This is a genomic window from Sorangium sp. So ce590, from assembly GCF_051521365.1.
Classification (GTDB): domain Bacteria; phylum Myxococcota_A; class Polyangia; order Polyangiales; family Polyangiaceae; genus Sorangium.
Map to the genome: position 1 here is coordinate 7,611,124 of NZ_CP150346.1, position 16,027 is coordinate 7,627,150.

At 72.0% G+C, this 16,027-nt stretch carries 11 protein-coding genes and 1 pseudogene; 6 read left to right on the forward strand and 6 right to left on the reverse strand.

Features of this window, described 5'->3' with window-relative positions; genetic code table 11:
• Positions 1-636 precede the first annotated feature (636 nt).
• Together WMF28_RS28475 and WMF28_RS28480 are read right to left on the reverse strand one after the other, a co-directional pair.
• Positions 637-2,535 (reverse strand): DUF4215 domain-containing protein, encoded by a 1,899-nt coding sequence (locus WMF28_RS28475; RefSeq protein ID WP_437596474.1) that lies wholly within the window; start codon positions 2,533-2,535, stop codon positions 637-639.
• A 303-nt stretch (positions 2,536-2,838) separates the two neighbouring features.
• Entirely contained in the window at positions 2,839-3,750 is a 912-nt protein-coding gene (locus tag WMF28_RS28480; RefSeq protein WP_437596475.1) for a glutathione S-transferase family protein, read from the reverse strand.
• Positions 3,751-3,930: 180 nt separating this feature from the next.
• Between WMF28_RS28480 and WMF28_RS28485 the strand changes: the two genes are divergently transcribed.
• From WMF28_RS28485 to WMF28_RS28505, 5 genes and pseudogenes are all read left to right on the forward strand, one after another.
• The gene (locus tag WMF28_RS28485) at positions 3,931-4,395 is read left to right on the forward strand and encodes a DUF3565 domain-containing protein (RefSeq protein WP_437596476.1); all 465 of its coding nucleotides are present in this window, start codon (positions 3,931-3,933) and stop codon (positions 4,393-4,395) included.
• A 422-nt stretch (positions 4,396-4,817) separates the two neighbouring features.
• A pseudogene (locus WMF28_RS28490) lies at positions 4,818-5,534 on the forward strand (glucuronyl esterase domain-containing protein); the annotation flags it as partial.
• Between the two features lie 317 nt (positions 5,535-5,851).
• A complete protein-coding gene (locus WMF28_RS28495; RefSeq protein ID WP_437596477.1) occupies positions 5,852-6,313 on the forward strand; it encodes a PaaI family thioesterase in 462 nt (153 codons plus the stop codon).
• A gap of 70 nt (positions 6,314-6,383) precedes the next feature.
• Positions 6,384-7,154, forward strand: coding sequence for a hypothetical protein (locus WMF28_RS28500; RefSeq protein WP_437596478.1), 771 nt, complete (start codon positions 6,384-6,386; stop codon positions 7,152-7,154).
• Positions 7,155-7,297: 143 nt separating this feature from the next.
• Positions 7,298-8,128, forward strand: a complete 831-nt coding sequence (locus WMF28_RS28505; RefSeq protein WP_437596479.1) for a fibro-slime domain-containing protein — start codon at positions 7,298-7,300, stop codon at positions 8,126-8,128.
• A 156-nt stretch (positions 8,129-8,284) separates the two neighbouring features.
• Here the strand turns inward: WMF28_RS28505 and WMF28_RS28510 are convergent, their stop codons facing one another.
• Together WMF28_RS28510 and WMF28_RS28515 are read right to left on the reverse strand one after the other, a co-directional pair.
• Complete coding sequence (locus tag WMF28_RS28510) at positions 8,285-10,576, reverse strand: M20/M25/M40 family metallo-hydrolase (RefSeq protein ID WP_437596480.1); 2,292 nt, start codon at positions 10,574-10,576, stop codon at positions 8,285-8,287.
• A 70-nt stretch (positions 10,577-10,646) separates the two neighbouring features.
• Positions 10,647-12,953, reverse strand: a complete 2,307-nt coding sequence (locus tag WMF28_RS28515; RefSeq protein WP_437596481.1) for a hypothetical protein — start codon at positions 12,951-12,953, stop codon at positions 10,647-10,649.
• Positions 12,954-13,282: 329 nt separating this feature from the next.
• On the opposite strand from WMF28_RS28515, the gene WMF28_RS28520 reads away from it, so the two are divergent.
• A complete protein-coding gene (locus tag WMF28_RS28520) occupies positions 13,283-13,570 on the forward strand; it encodes a hypothetical protein (RefSeq protein ID WP_437596482.1) in 288 nt (95 codons plus the stop codon).
• Between the two features lie 37 nt (positions 13,571-13,607).
• On the opposite strand, the gene WMF28_RS28525 is transcribed toward WMF28_RS28520, so the two are convergent.
• The gene (locus WMF28_RS28525; RefSeq protein ID WP_437596483.1) at positions 13,608-14,684 is read right to left on the reverse strand and encodes an SMP-30/gluconolactonase/LRE family protein; all 1,077 of its coding nucleotides are present in this window, start codon (positions 14,682-14,684) and stop codon (positions 13,608-13,610) included.
• A 131-nt stretch (positions 14,685-14,815) separates the two neighbouring features.
• A complete protein-coding gene (gene yedA, locus WMF28_RS28530) occupies positions 14,816-16,018 on the reverse strand; it encodes a drug/metabolite exporter YedA (RefSeq protein ID WP_437596484.1) in 1,203 nt (400 codons plus the stop codon).
• Positions 16,019-16,027 lie beyond the last annotated feature (9 nt).

Sequence of the window (16,027 nt, forward strand, 5' to 3'; positions counted from 1 at the left end):
ACGACACGGGCGGGAGCGCCTCGTCGGCGCCGCAGCTTCCCTCGAGGTTCTCGGAGGCGGCCTCACAGGCGAGACCTGCGGCTGCGCACACCGCCGTGCAGCCGCTCCCGTCCTGGAAGACGGCGCCGCAGAAATCCTCGCCCGAGGTGCAAAGCTCGAAGCCGGCCGCTTCGATCCGTGAGCAATCGACGGGCGCGCCGGCGCTCCCGCCGGTGCCTGCGCCTCCCGAGCCCCCGGGCGACACCGTACCGCCGCTCCCCGTCGTGCCGCTCGATGGCCCGCCGGACGCGGCGGACGAGCCGCCTCCGGCGGGCGAGCCGCCTCCGGCGGGCGCGGCCAGATCATCGGGGCCTTGCTCGCTCGAACAGGCGAACGAGGCGAATGAGCAAAAGAGAGCGAGAAGCGACGGGAGCGCGAGACAGGAGCCAGGACGCGACATAGGGGAGTTCTCCAGAACGCAGGCAGGGGGCGTGTCAGGTGCACCTCAGCGAGCGGATGCGAGGCGAGCCGGCGGCGGACGCGTCCGCAGGAGCCAAGGGGCGAGCGAGCGACGGATCTCCAGCGCTCCCCAGCTCGCGCGCCGCCGTCCAGCTGCTCGTTTTGAGCGGGCATGGCGAGGGGCGCGCCTCCGCCGGCTCAGCGGGGGACGAGGTTGCGGCAGCCGCTGCCGCAGGCGTCGCCGTCGCGGTTGTTGCCATCGTCGCACTCCTCGACATCCTGCACGATGCCATCGCCGCAGAACTCGCCGAGCTGGCAGCTCGGTCCGCACTCGCCATAGCCGCCGTCGTTCACGCCGTCGTCGCACTGCTCGCCCAGGCCGACGACGCCATCGCCGCAGATCGCGGTGCACTCGCTGCGCGCCGTCGCGAAGCCCTGCAGCGTGAGCTTGAACGTCGACGCCGCGGTCTGGCGCTCGGCGTGGAACACGGCGATCTGATAGACGCCGCCGTCCACGAGGCCGAGGTCGACGTTCCGCGCCGGGATGACGTCGTCCTCTCCTCCGGCGTAGGTCACCCGGCCTGCCCCGCTTCCGCCGATGACGAGGTGCCCGGTGACGGCGCTGTGGATGCCGCCCACGTCGACCGCGAGGCGATCGTTGATGAACACCCACACGTCGTCGTCGCCGGTGAAATCGAGCACGTACTCCTCGCCCGCCGTGTACTGGAACCAGTAGCGGATCTCGCTCGTGAAGTGGAAGTTGTGGTCCGGGGTGCCATCCTCTTTCAACCAGCTCCCGTCCCCGTAGCTCGGGAAGATATCGGCCGGGACGCGCTCGGCCGCCGGGGTGAAGCGATCGCTGTCGACCGGAAAGAACAGCGGATTCCCATCGTAGGTGGCGTCCACGTACCTCGCCCAGTAGACCCCGCCGCGCGCCTCGCAGCTGTGGAACTCGGGGCTGTGGATATCGCCGCAGGCCGCGGTGTTCTCGGTCGTCGAGGTACAGGGCTCCCCGTCCTCCTCGTTACCGACGTTGCCGCAATAGTGCGCGCTCTCCGGGGACAGCAGGGTCCACGGCTCGCCGTCCGCGCCCCAGCGGTTCACGAAGCGACCATCGCCGGTGTCCCACAGCGTGAGGGTGGCGACCGTGGTGCTGTTGGTGCCGGGCACGTCGTGGTACCAGTCGGCGAAGCTCTGCGCGCTCGTGACCAGGCTGTTCGCGACCGCCATGTGCGCAGGCTTCTTCTCGGCGTCGAGCCGGTTCGCGACCATGCCGAAGACCGGCACGCTGCGGCCGGGACCCTTCGGCTCGAAGTCGGGGTGGGCCGCCCGGAAGTCGCGGAACACCACCGGCACAGCCATGGATCCCGAAGGCTGGGGCACGGCGCAGCGATACCCGGGCTCTGTCGTGCAGGCCCCGGAGCACCCGTCGCCGTCGATGTTGTTGCCGTCGTCGCAGTCCTCCCCGAGCACGAGGCCGTCTCCACAGCGGGAGGCGCAGGAGCCCGCGGAGCAATCGGGCTCGGCCTGACACGTCGAGGAGCAGCCATCGAAGGGCATCGTGTTGCCGTCTTCGCAGCTCTCGGCCCCCTCCTGGGCGTCGTCGCCGCAGGTCGTCTCGGTGCAGGCGCTCGGGCTGCCGCCGCATTTGTAGCCCACCTCCACCTTGCAGGTCGGCGAGCAGCCGTCGCCCGGCTCGGTGTTGGCGTCGTCGCAGAGCTCCGGAAACACCACGGCACCGTCCCCGCAGCGGGCGGCGCGGGTGCAGGCAGCGCCGGGCCTGGGGCAGGACCAGCCCGGCTCGACCGAGAGGCAATCTGCGGGGCAACCGTCGCCTCCCGCGAGGTTGCTGTCGTCGCAGGCTTCGTCCGAGGTCAGGATCCCGTCACCACAACGGAATGTGGCGCCGTTGTCGCCGATACCGAAGTCGCCGCCGCCGAGCCCGCCGCCGGTGCCGGTGTTGTCCCCGGCGCCCGAGCCACCGCCGCCGGGGATGCCCGTGCTGTTGCTCACGCCGGACGCAGAGCAGCTCGCCAGCACGGCAAGGCTGCTCGCGATGGTGATCGTCGACCCAAGCCACGAAGCACGAGCACGCATGACCCGCTCCTTTCGGCCGCGCCCCCGATCGCTCGGGACGCGTGAAGCGGCCGCAGTCTTCCACGCGGATGCCCTGAACTCGAGCCCCTCGTGCGCCGAGCCGACGCCCGCACGATCGTGGCGTGGAGGATACGCCTTCGCCGCGCGGAGAAATCCCGACACAGCGTTGTTTTTCTGCGAGGGTGGATCGCAGAGGGCTCTTGATCAACCAGGTATGCAGCGTGGCTGTATGATGGGGCGGAGGCCGCGAGGGGCTTGCTTTTCGGATCCCTTCTCATCGCGCGCCTGACACCTCGGCGCGGCTCACTGCTTCGTGATGCGATACCCCGCGCGCGGGAAGTGCAGCGCGATCTCGCCCACGGCCGGATCGTGGCGCCGGACCGTGATCTCGGAGGCCGAGAGCCGCACGACGACGCCCCGGCTCTCCTCTGGACCGTAATCGTCGGCCGCGATCGCCACCGCATCTCCCGGCCGGAGGCCCTCTCCTGCCGCGATCTCCCCGCCTGCGACGTCGGCCGGCTCGGACGCCCGGGCGCTCGCGAGCGCCTCGGCGGCGCTCATCGGTCGAGGGTCGCCCGGGCCGAAGGCCTCGATGCGCGCGAGCCACGCCGCGAGCGCCGGACGCGCCTCGACCGCCGCGAACAGCCTCACGCCTTGTTTCATGAACCACACCGGGTGGAAGCACGCCGCGTCCGCGATCGAGAACGCGTCGCCCAGCAGGAAAGGCCGGTCGCGCAGCTGGCCGTCCAGGCGATCGAGCGACAGCAGCGCCTGACCCAGGGCGTGCGGCGCCGCCCCGAAGATCGCGTCCTTGCTCAACGCCGGCGACATCGCCGCGCGATCCGCGAGGATGCCGGGCGGCAGGACAGGAAACAGCTCGACGACCACCGGCGGCACGATCTGCTGCATCAACCGGTGGTCCGCCCAGTCCTCGATCAGCCCGGCCAGCCCGGCCTCCCCGGGCGGGAAGCAGGCAGGCTCCGGCCGTAGCTGCTCCAGGCGCCGCGCGATGCACGCCGTGTCGCAATAGACGTCCGCGCCGATCTGCATGACCGGGATCCGCCGGTAACCGCCGGTGAGCGGCGTCAGCTCCGGCTTCGGCGCCGTCATCGGCTGTTCGACCGAGCGCCACGCGATCTTCTTGTATGCGAGGATCCGGCGGATCTTCTCGGCGAAGAGCGACAGGGGATAGTGGTGGAGAACGATCTCGGCCATGGGAAAACCTCGCGTCGGGGCGACCTTCTCTGGTCGACGCTCATCCTGGACAGCGCGCCGCGCGCCGTTCCTGGAGGATCTTGCGATCTTTGAGCCATCGCCGGAGGCGCTCGGCAGAGCGCCCGCCAGGCCGGCGGAAGCCGGCGTGACACCCGTCCTCGGATCGGGTAGCTCGACGCCATGCATCGAGCGATCACGGGCTACCATCGGGACGACGCGAACGACTGGGTGGCCGAGCTGAGCTGCGGTCACGGCCAGCACGTCCGGCACACCCCGCCCTTCATGGTGCGCCCCTGGGTGCTCACGCCCGAGGGCCGTGCGTCCATGCTCGGAACCGAGCTCGACTGCGTGCGTTGCGATCGGCTGGAGATGCCCGACGGGATGGTGGCGTACAGCCGGACGGCCGAGTTCGACGAGGGCACGATCCCGGGCGGCCTGAGAAAGAACCACACGACCAAGCCCGGTGTGTGGGGCGTGATCCACGTCGTCTCGGGGCAGCTCCGCTATCACATCGACGGGCTCGGCGGTCGCGAGATGCTGCTGGATCCGGAGTCCCCGGGGATCGTCGTGCCAGAGGTGCTGCACCACGTCGACCTCCACGGTCCAGTCCGGTTCTTCGTGGAGTTTTACCGCAAGGCAGGGTGACCCCGATCGGCCGGCCGCGTCGATTATCGGTAGAGCATCGCATTTCCAGGAGAGTGAACGAGCCTCATAAGGTTCTATGCCCGAGCCAGCGCGCGCAACGTGACTGTACGCTGCACGGCAAGCTGCACGCGAACAGCACGGCAAGCTGCACGCAAGCAGCACGCAAAACCGCCTCGACCAATTAAAGAGTCTTTACTTTCGCCACGAATTTGCATCAATGTTTTTTTGGCGGCTGCGCGTCCGAGCTGCTCTTGCTTTCTAAGATGCCCAGCCTCCTCACGCGGTGTATCCGCAGGTGAGCATCTCTCCGACCAACATCGTGGTTGCCAGGCATGTCGTCGGCACAGGCCCGCGGGTGCGACCGTGATCGGGAGCACGCTGGCCGCTCATCTTGAACTCTAACCAATGGATCGGGGGGCGGCTCACGTGGGACGGGCAAGTTCTACGACCTCTACGGCAGGAACCACTCGGCCAGCTCGATGATAGCGTGGGCGTGGGGTATCAGCCGGATCATCGACGCGCTCGAGAAGCCCCCGTCAGCCAACATCGACCCGAGGCGCATCGCCGTGACGGGTTGCTCGCGGGATGGAAAGGGCGCTCTCACTGCAGGCGCGTTCGACGAGCGCATCGTGCTGACGATCCCTCAGGAGTCGGGCGCCGGAGGCTCGGCGAGCTGGCGCGTCTCGCAGGCAGCCGCCAACTCTGGGCAGAACGTGCAGACCCTGTCCAACGCGGCCAATGAGCAGCCGTGGTTCCGCCAGAATTTCGGCTCGACCTTCGGCAGCAGGGTGAATAACCTCCCCTTCGATCACCACATGGTCATGGGCCTCGTCGCGCCGCGCGCGCTGCTCGTCCTCGACAACAGAATCGACTGGCTCGGCATCGATAGCACCTTCACGGCTGGGTCCATCGCCCACGCGATCTGGGAGGGCCTCGGCGCGCCCGACAAGATGGCCTACTGGCAGCTCGGCGGCCATGAACACTGCCAGTTCCCCGCCGCGCAGCGGGCGCTCCTCGAGGCCTACGTGAAGAAGTTCCTCGTCGGAGGCGGCAGCGGCGAGACCAACGTGGTCAGGAGCGACGGGGCGAGGGCCGACCTGAACCGGTGGATGAGGTGGACGGCGCCGCGCCTCGAGTGACCGCTCCCGCCGGAGCGGTCGCCTGGCCACCGCACGAAGCGCTCGTGCAGACGACATGATGTCTGCCGCCGGCAGGGCGCGTCACTGGACGCGCCTGCCCGCGCGCACACTCGGGAGCAGCCCGTGACACCGAGCCGTGCGCGGCGTCGATCCAGAGAAGATCGGTGCGCTCTGGAACGAACCAGCGCTCGTCGCCCATGCGCTCTTCACCTGTACGATAATTTTACACCGAATGCCATATCGGCTCACGGCTCACGGCTCATCAAGGCGCCCGGAATTGTCACCAATCAACCTGAGCGGTGCTCTACGCTGTCTCCATGGCCGAAGGGGAATCCGAGGACTTCGCCGCGGCGCTCAACGCCGCGAGCATCGACGGCTGGGTCAGCGCCATGGGTCTCCGGCTGATCCGCGCCACGGGCGACGGGGTGGAGGCCGAGCTCGACGTCGGACCGCAGCACCGGCAGGCGTACGGCATCGTGCACGGCGGCGTCCACGCGGGGCTCATCGAGACGCTGGCGTCGGTCGGCGCCGCGCTCCACGCCCTGCCGGCCGGCCGCTCGGTCGTCGGGCTCGAGAACCATACGAGCTTCCTGCGCGCGGTCCGGTCGGGGCGGCTCCGCGCCACGGCGCGGCCGCTCGACCGCGGGCGGCGCACCCAGGTCTGGGAGGGCTCGGTCCACGACGAGGAGGGCCGGCTCTGCGCCACGGGCCGCGTGCGCCTCCTCGTGCTGGAGCCGGACGCCGTGCTCGCGGGCCAGCGCGCCGGCACGCCTGGCTGACGCCGCCTGGCCGCCTGATCGCAGCCGCCTTCGCGAGGTGCCCCCGTTGCGCGACGCAGCCGCCCTTCGGATGATCGATCGCATTCCCCGGCTCGGGTGGGTCACCGCGCCCTCGCCGGTCGCCGCGCTGCCGCGGCTCGCCTCCGCGCTCGGCCTCGACTTTCTCGGGATCAAGCGCGACGACCTCTGCGAGCCCCTCCACGGCGGGATGAAGATGCGGAAGCTCGACTACGTGCTCGCCGCGCCCCCGCGCTCGACCGCGGCGGCGTGGTCCGCGGTGGGCGGCATCGGCTCGGGCAACGTGGCGGCGCTCGCCGTCGCGGCGGAGCGGCTCGGCTGGCGGGTGCACGCGCACCTGTTCTGGACCGACCCGTCCAGGAGCGTGATCGACAACCTCGCGTTCATCGCCTCGGGGCCGACCTCGATCCGGTTCTATCCCTCGCGCCTCGAGCTCGCGCTCGCGCGCCCTTCGCTCTTCCTGCCGCTGCGCGCGCGGGACGGCGACGGCGCGGCCATCGTGCCGCTCGGCGCCACGTCGGCGTTCGGCATGGTGGGCGTCGTGCGCGCGGCGCTCGAGTCTACACCGGCAAGGCCATGGCCGCGCTCATGGCCGACGCGCGGGGTCGGCGGCTCGGCCCGGTGCTGTTCTGGCAGACCGCGCGGCGCGAGCCCCTGCCCCGCCCATCCGGCTTCTGCGAGCGGCTCCCGTCGGCGCTGTCGCGGCGGCTCGACACCTACCGTGGCGGCAGCTCTCGATAAAAAACCTACCTACCCACCAGCGCGTCTCCGGTGGACCGGCCGCTGTCGCGTCGTCACAATTTTGTGGTTCGACCCGCTATGATGGCGGGATAAGATCGTTTTCTCCCTTGCGCCCTGGGCCGGCGTTTGGTTTGGCTGCCCTGGCGCGTATCCGCGCAACTCACGCTCAGAAGGAGTCTTCGCATGCTTCAGCCGCTGCAATCGAACTGGTGTGCTCCGCTCGCAATGATGCTGGTCTTGGCCGGGGTCGCCTGTGGCGGCGGCGACGGCGGGTCGAACGGCTCCGGGGACAGCTCCGGCGCCGGGGCTGGCGCGGGCGCGGGCTCGGGCGGCGACGACTTCGGAAGCGGCGTGGCGGTGGGGCCGGGCGCGGGAAGCGGCAGCGGCAGCGGCAGCGGCAGCGGCAGCGGTTGCGACGCGAACCTCACGGGCATCGTGCGCGACTTCCGCGCCTATGCCCGCGGCGACGGGCACCCCGACTTCGAGACGTTCACGGGCAGCGGCCTGAAAGGCATCGTCGAGCGCGAGCTGGGGCCGGATCAGAAGCCCGTCTATGCGCACCAGGGGGGCACCGAGCACACAACCGGGCCGGCCGAGTTCGATCAGTGGTATCGCGACGTGCAAGGGGTGAACATGCCGATCCAGTTCACCATCACGCCCACGGTCGACGCGAACGGCATTGCCACCTACGACAACCGGGCGTTCTTCCCCATCGACGGGAAGGGCTTCGGGAACGAGCGGAGGGAGCACAACTTCCACTTCACGTTCGAGCTCCACATGAAGTTCGTTTACAGCGGCGGCGAGGTGTTCTCGTTCAGGGGCGACGACGATCTCTGGGTGTTCATCAACAACCGGCTCGCCATCGATCTCGGCGGCCTCCACAGCCCGCAGTCCGACGAGCTCGACCTCGACGCGATGGCCTCCGAGCTCGGGATCGTGCCCGGCCAGGAGGTTCCGCTCGACTTCTTCCACGCCGAGCGGCACACGGACGAGTCGAACTTCGTGATCCAGTCGACGCTCGCGTTCACGAACTGCGAGCCCATCTTCGTCGACTGAGCAGGGCTCGCGCGGCGCGCGGAAGAATTCGAGGCACAGAGCCACAGAGCCACAGAGCCACGGAGGACACAGAGTTTCTCTGTTCTCTCCTCTGTGTCCTCCGTGCCTCTGTGGTTCGAATTCTCATGAACCCACAGACGACGTGACGACGCGGCGCTAGAACCGGAACGACCCGCTGACGAACGTCGAATCCGCGAGCCGGTAGGGCACCCCCATGATCTCTCTCGGCCGCGGCCCGCGCGCGAGCTCGCGCGGGAGCTCGTAGGTCTGGTCCATCAGCCGGATCTCGAGCGGCCCGGAGTCCTCGACCTCCAGCGACCACTCGATGCCTCCGGGCGGCAAGCCCATGTAGGTGAATCCCCAGCGGACGTTCCGCCTCGCCCCCGCGCCGCGGGCCGACTCCTCCACGCGCCGCCCGTCCACCTCCGCGCGAATCACCTCGGTCGGGGACGCCACCTCGGCGAGCAGCCAGGGGGCTCCCCGGGGCGACGCGACGCGGACCCGGAGCGACCGGACGCCGCCGCGCACCGCGTCGCCGAGCACCGTGAGCGAGGGCGGCGGCAGGGCGAGGGACGGCGCCTCGCTCTGGCGGGTCACGCGCACGAACGGCACCGCGAACGAGGGCGACTGCGCGCGCTCCGCCGGGAAGTACCCGGCGGTCCACGGGTCGAGGTCCCGGTCGGCCGAGAGCCAGTGGGCCCGCTCGGCGGCGGTGTCGAGCGCGTAGGCGAGGCTCGCGGGCCGGGGCTCTGCCTCGGTGAAGCCGAGGGGCGCGCAGGCGACGACGAGCGCGGCGAGGCCCGGCAGGGCGAACGCGAGCGCGAGACGCCGCGAGAGGCCGCCGCCGAGCAGCTCGGCGTGCGGCAGGAAGAGCCCGAACACGAGCGCGACGGCGAGGGCCGGCGCCGCCGCCATCGGCAGCCCCAGCGCGACGAAGAGCAGGTACGGGCCGGGCACGGCCAGCGCGACCACCGGCACCGCGGCGGCGACGAGGAGCGCCGCGTCGGCGAGCGTGGGAGGGGCGTCGCCGCGCCGGATCGTCACGGCCACGAGGCCGAGCAGGGAGAACGCGAGCGGCCAGGCGAAGTAGAAGCTCGCGCCCGGCATGAAGAGGCTCGCCCCGACGAGGAGCAGCAGCCACAGGAGCAGCGCGCCGAGGGCGAGCTCGCAGGCGCCGAGGCGCCGCCGGAAGAGCCGGTAGCCCGCCGCGGAGACCGCGAGCGCGGCGAGGGCGAGCGCGAGCCGGAACGCGGGCGCGTTGTAGGGCTCGAACGGCATCACCCGCAGCACCGGGTGGACGCGCCGGAGGATCCACCCGAGCCCGCCCACCGCCGCGGCGGCGCCGGCGAGCAACGCAAGAAAGGCGAGGAATCCCGAGGAGATGCGGCCGAGCGAGGCGACCTGCCGGCGCCGCGCGACAACGACGGCGCCGGCGAACAGGCCGGCGACCAGCGCGGCGATCGGGCTCGCCCAGCCGATCGGGTGGGAGACGACGTGGGCGCCCCAGGTGTTGAAGTACACCGCGTCCTCGCGGTCCCGGTGCCGCAGGTCGAGCCCGCCGAAGCGGCGCGCGAGCGAGAGCGCGTAGTCCCCGGCGTGCTGCACGCTCCGGAGGTCGAGGTTGCTCAGGGTGTCGGACGGCGTGTGGTAGTGCGCGGCGTCGTCGCTGAAGGCGAAGTTCAGCCCGGGGATGCCGGCTCGCTTGAAGACGCTGAAATCGGTGCTGTGGCCCAGGCGCCGCGCGACCTCGGGGAAGAGCGACGACGCGATCGGGAACGGCGCGGCGCGGCCGAGCTCGCGGACGGGAAACGCGTCCCCGGGCCCGGTCTCGAACATCGCGACCACGCCGCCGGCGCCGCGGGCGTCGAAGTTGAGCGCGATCCCCACCTCGCCGCGCAGCGGGTGCTCGTCCATGAACGCCTTGCCGCCGAGCACGCCTCCCTCCTCCGCGTCCGTGAACAGGAGGAGCACGTCGTTGCGCAGCGGTGGGCCGCTCTTCAGCGCGCGCAGCGTCTCCAGCAGCGCCGCCACCGCGCTGCCGTCGTCGGCGGCCCCCGGACTGCCGGGCACCGAGTCGTAGTGCGCCACGAGCGCGACCGCCCGGGTGCTGTCCGCGCCCGGCAGCCGCGCCACGAGGTTCTCGACGTGCGCGGCGTCGTACGGCAGGCCCCACTGCCGGCTGAGGACCGAGGTGCTCTGGACCTCGGCCTGCACGCCGAGGTCCGCGAGCTTCGCCAGCAGGTAGTCGCGCGCCCGCCGGTGCCCCGCCGAGCCCGTGGGGCGCGGCTCCGCGGCGATCTCCAGGAGGTGCGCCCTGGCCCGCTCGGCCGAGAACACGTCGGGCGGGGCGCTGGCCGGGATGACGCTGGGAGGGCTCAGCTGCGCGATGCGCAGCGCGACGAGCGCGAGGAGCGCAAGGGCCAGGGCGAGACGGGGCGACCGCGCCATGCCGCGGTCGTATCACCGTTCCTCGGCGATGCAGAGCGCGCGGTCTGCCCGCTCTCGCCCGGGCTCCGCGTCAGCCCACCGGCGGGGCGTGCCTCGCGCCGCCCTGCGGCCTGCCGCCGCCCCCGCCGGGCCGGTCGATGTCCGGGCCGTCGTCCTCGGGCCGGCGCGACAGGCGCACGGCCGCGCGCCGGTAGAGCTCGGTGAGCGGCGCGCGGTGCGCGGCGAGGAGGATCGTCGCCCCGGCCAGCCACAGCAGCGCGAGCGGCACGAGCGCCGAGGACGTCGTGTAGATGAGCACGGGGTGGAAGACGCGATCGCGCGTGACGAGCTCGCGGCTCGCCTGGACGGCGCGGTCGTAGTCCGGGAGCGTCAGCGCCACCGGCGTCACCCCCTCCAGCACGGCGCCGCCGGGCGCGAGGGAGCCTCCGCCCTTGGCCTGGTCGTCCAACTTGGCGATGCGCGCGGACGAAGGCGGCGCCATGGACGTCTCGTACGACGAGTTCCATCGCTCGCCCCGGTAGCGCCCCGCCGAGACCGCGAAGAGCCCGACCAGCAGCGCGATGCCGCCCATGCCGAGCAGCACAACCATCGCGACCGCGCGGCTCGTGCCCCGGAAGAGCCGCCCCACGAGCCACGCCGCCCCGGCCGTCGCGATCCCGACCAGGAGCGCCACGAACGTGGCAGGCGCCACGAACCACAGGCCCGCCATGATCAGCCCGCCCAGCGCGCGCAGCGCGCGCAGGCGCCCGCGGCTCGGCGCCCCGCCGGGGCGGACGGCGATCCACGCCGCCACGAAGCCGAACGCCACGGCGACGGCGTCGCCCGAGTCCGCGAACCACACCGGCCGGTCGCCGCCGAGCAGCGCGAGCGGCACCACGCGCTCGGGCAGCCCGACCGTGAGCGCCACCTCGCTCGCGGTGAGCGGGTAGCTCGGCATCGGCAGCTCCATGGATCCGCCGAGCGGGCGCACAACCGCCTGCGCCAGCGACTGCACCTGGATCCTGTGGCTCCCCGTCTGCAGGGGCACGAGGACCTCCTCCGCGGCCGCGCCCTGGTGCATGATCCGCTGGGCCTTGCCGTCGGTGGCGAGGAAGATCGGCCGCCCGCCGGGCGCGTAGGTCAGGTAATCGATGCCGTTGTTCTCGTAGGTCAGCGCGTCGTCGGCCACGAGGTCCCCGCGCTCGGTCAGGATCAGGGTGCGGCGGTGCTCGCGCACCACCGCGGCGAGCACGTCGACGCCCGCGAGCGGCTCGACCTCGACCTCGACGCGCTGCCCTCGCTTCAGGAGCAGCAGCCGCGACGTCGCCTGGGTCCGCGGAATCGGCGACTCGGCGGCGTCGACCTGGCGAATGTCGCCCTTCACCGTGAGGCGGTGCTCCACGTCCGACTCGAACAGCCACCACTCGTAGGCGGAGCGCGGATCGGGCGAGAAGCCCCCGACCTTCGGGAGCGTGCCCGAGATCGTCATCTCCGCGGTGCGGCCCGACGTGGGCAGCACGAGCTCCCCGCCCTCGATCCGGAAGCCGCTCGCGCCGGTGACGTCGAGCACCTTCTCCCCGAACGCGAGCGGCAGGCGCACCACGCCGAGATCGCTGCCCGACCGCAGGACGAGCCGGTACTCGAAGCTGACCTCCCGCCCGACCCGCACCGCGCGCGCGAGCTGGAAGACCGTGGGGCCCGCGCTCTGCGCCGCCGCGCCCCCGTCGCGGCTGAAGTGGAGCGTCGCCCCCGAGAGCCCCGAGAGCTGGGCGCCCTCCGCGACCGAGCCGCCGGTGACGTCGGCCTCGAACGTGTTGAGCGGACCGGCCACGAGCAGCGTGAGGTCGCCCTCGAGCCACAGCGAGCCTCGGAGCACGAAGCGGCGCGCGGCCGTCCAGAGGTAGTAATGGCCCTCGGCGAAGCTGATCGGCGCGGCCTCGCGGCGCGACGCGGGCCTTCCATCGTCGAGCACGGCCTCGATGCGGAGGTGCGCCGGCGGCCCGAAGAGCGGGATCGCCACCGGGCCGTCCGCGAGCACGCCGCCCGAGAGCTCGAACTGGAGCGGCCCCTCGCCCACCGCGCCGGTGATGCGCAGCCGGTCGAGCGCGTAACAACGCTCCGCGCAGCGCCCCGGGCCGCGGCGCTGGTCGACCCAGCGGGAGAGCATCTCCAGCTGGCCTGCCCACGAGTCCGGTGGAGGCCCAAGCGCCTGTGCCTGCGCCTGCGCCGCGGCCGTCTTCGCCGGGGGCGCCGCGGGCGCCGCGCCCGCGGCAGGCGCCGCCGTCGGCTCGCCCGGCCCCTGCGCCAGCGAAGGCGCGGGAACGGCGAGCAGCAACAGCACCACGAGGAGCCAGAAGAGCCTTGAAGGCGCCGCCTTGTTCCAGCGCGCTATCGACATAGGGAAACTCCCTTCCTTGACCTGCCGAGCGAACGCGATGGCCGCCGCAGCGTCCTCATCAAACAACTTAGTGAAAAGCGACTGCAACAAAATCGACATGAACCCTTGACAGTTAACGCGTTGCGTCGCAGTGTCGTGACGTCGCGCTTGTGCCTCCGACGGGACCACCGAGTGGCGCTGTTGGCTGGCATGGCCGCGCGGCGAGGCCCCTCGCTCCAGTGCACATCGCGTCTTGCGGCGACGCGCGGGACCGGGAGGTCTGCGCTCGATGGATCCTTTCTGTACGCCCGCGGCCGTCGCGGGGGGACAAACGAAGTGGGAGGCAGATCATGAGTGAGACCCAGAGCATCACGGAGCCGAAGGCCGAGAACAGCGTGAACGGGAGCGCCGCCCCCGCAACGCAGGCGGACGCGGGCGCCGCGACGCCGGCGACCAAGCCGCCCTTCGTCGAGACGCTGCGCGAGCTGGGCACCTCCTGGGCGGGGGTGGCGATCGGGTATGGGCGGATCGCGCTCGAGCACGCTGCGCGCACCCTCGACCGGACGGCGGGAAAGCTCGGCGAGCTTCAAGGGAAGCTCAAGAAGGGTGACGTGGCCGCGGCCGAGGGCGCCCGCTGAATTGCCACCGATCCGGCGCGCCGCCGAGGAGCGTTCATCACGGCGCTTCTGGCGGCGCGGGGACCGGCGCGCCGACGATGCCGACCGCAACAGCGTAGATCGAGCCGGCTGCGCCCCCGACATAAAGGGTCCTTGCATCGAAGCCGGGGCCCGATCCGAACTGCGCATTGGCGACCCCGGTCGGAAAGCTCGCCAGGAGCTCCGGCCCTCCCAGGGCCGCGCCGCCCCGATCGAGCCGCACGCGATAGAGCTCTCTGTCCTTGTTATCGAGCGTGTAGAGGTGACCGCACGTGTCGAGGACGAGCCCATCGAGCGTGGCCGACGCGACCGTCGCCACGAGCGCGGGCCGCGCGTCGGGGGCGGCGAGGTCGATCCTGCGGATCTCGCCCGCGGAGGAGTTCGTGTAGAAAACCGCCCTTCGCGCCGGGTCGAAGACGATTCCGTTCGGCTGGCTCACCTCGGGAGCGCCGCTCGCGATCTCGTCGACCGTGGCGTCCGGGTTGAGGCGGAGCACCCGGCCGCCGGCGAGGTCCGTCGCCCAGACGTTGCCGTCCGCGTCCGGAGAGAGACCGTTCGGGTCCTGGAGACCCTCGACGTACTCGGAGACGATGCCGGTCGCCGAGATCTGGACGACGTCGCCCTGGCGGGGCCGCGCCGCCACGAGGGTCCCGTTGGACCGATAGCGCAGCCCGAGCACGTCGCCCGGCAGAGACGCGAAATTCGAGGTGTGCGTCGTGGCGTCGAAGCGAACGAGGTTCGGCCCCTGCTTCGCGACGAGGTAACCCTGGCCATCGAACGCGAAGTCCTCGCTGCCGCTGAACACGTTTGTGACCAGCGTCGGCTCGAAGGGCCCGGGCGCGACCGCCGCGCACTCGCCCGTCGGGCCCCCACCGCCGCCGCCGCCCGCGCCCACGCCCACACCCGCGCCCACGCCCACGCTGCCCTCCGGCCCGCCGCCTTCGCCGCCGACGCCTTCACCGCCGCCCCCGCCGCCCGAGCTGCTCGACGTCGCGCCCGCCCCGCCGCCCGACGTCGCGCCGATGTCGCCGCCGCAGGCCGAGGGCGCGCCTGAAAGGAGCAGCGCCCATCCGAGCAGCCGGAAACCTCTCCTCATCGACCTCGCCTCCTCGCGGCGCACACTACACGTCGCCCCCCGCATTGCCTACGGTCGACGGCGTTCGTGCAGAGCGGCGTCCGCCCGGGGACCACCACCGCGGCCGAGGCGCCCCACGCTGCCCCCGCTCTCTAGTGGCGGGACCGGGAGACGATGACGACGCCGGCGCCGACGATGGCGGCCGCCGCCCACGTCGTCGCGGAGGCGCGCTCGCCGCCGAGCAGGATGCCGAGCGCGATGGCGACGATCGGGTTCACGTAGGCATAGCTCGTCGCGATCGCCGGGCGCGTGTTCCGGAGCAGGAACGTGTACGCGCTGAGGGCCACGATCGACCCGAACACCGTCATGTAGCCGAGCGCGAGGAGCGATCGCGCAGACGGGGGCGCCGCGAGGTGCTCGCCGGTGAGCGCGCTGATCCCGAGCATCACCGGGCCCGCCGCCAGCATCTCCGCCGCGACCGCCATCGGCCCTTCAGGCAGCGGCAGCGAGCGGCTGTACATCGAGCCGAGCGCCCACGCCACGGGGGCCAGCACGATGAGCAGCGCCCCGGCGTGCGCCGCGTGGAGATCGCCGCCGAGGTGGAGCAGCGCCGCGCCGGCGAACCCGACGAGGAGCCCGAGCCATTCGCCCCGGGAGACCTCCGGGGCCCCGGCGGACGCGCCGCGCGCGCCGCGCACGGTCGTGAACAGCGCCAGCCAGAGCGGCATCGTGGACACCACGACGGCGGCGACGCCGGAGCTCACCCACTGCTGCGCGACGACGACGAGCCCGTTGCCGAAGACGAGCAGCAGCACCCCCACCCGCGCCGCCGCGCCCCACTGCCGCAAGGTCGGGCGAGGGACGCCGCGCAGCCGGAGCCCCCCGTAGAGCAGCGCGCCCGCCGTCACGAAGCGCACCCCGGCCAGCAGGAACGGCGGCAGCGTCTCGAGCGCGATCGAGACCGCCAGGTACGTCGAGCCCCAGATCAGGTACAGCGCGGCGAGCGAGAGGAGCACGAGCCAGCTCCCCCGCGCCCCCTCGATCGCCGCGCGCCCCCGATCGAGCGCCGCGCGCACCGTCCGCTGCGCCTCGCCCGCGGCCACCGCGATCTGCGCCGGCTCGAGCGCCTCCACCACGAGGAGCCCGCGCCCCTCGCCTCCATAGCTGGCCCCCGCCTCCAGCACCACGTCGTCCGGCGCCCCCTCCCGGGTGATCCAGACCGAGCCGGCGGTACAGCTCAGGAGCAGCGGCCCGCCCCGGAGACGGTGCGTCCACAGGCCCCCCTTCCCCAGCGCGATCCGCGACGATTCTCGGGGGCGCGAGCGCGCCTCCGGAACAAGTGAGGTCAATTTCATGGCGCCGAG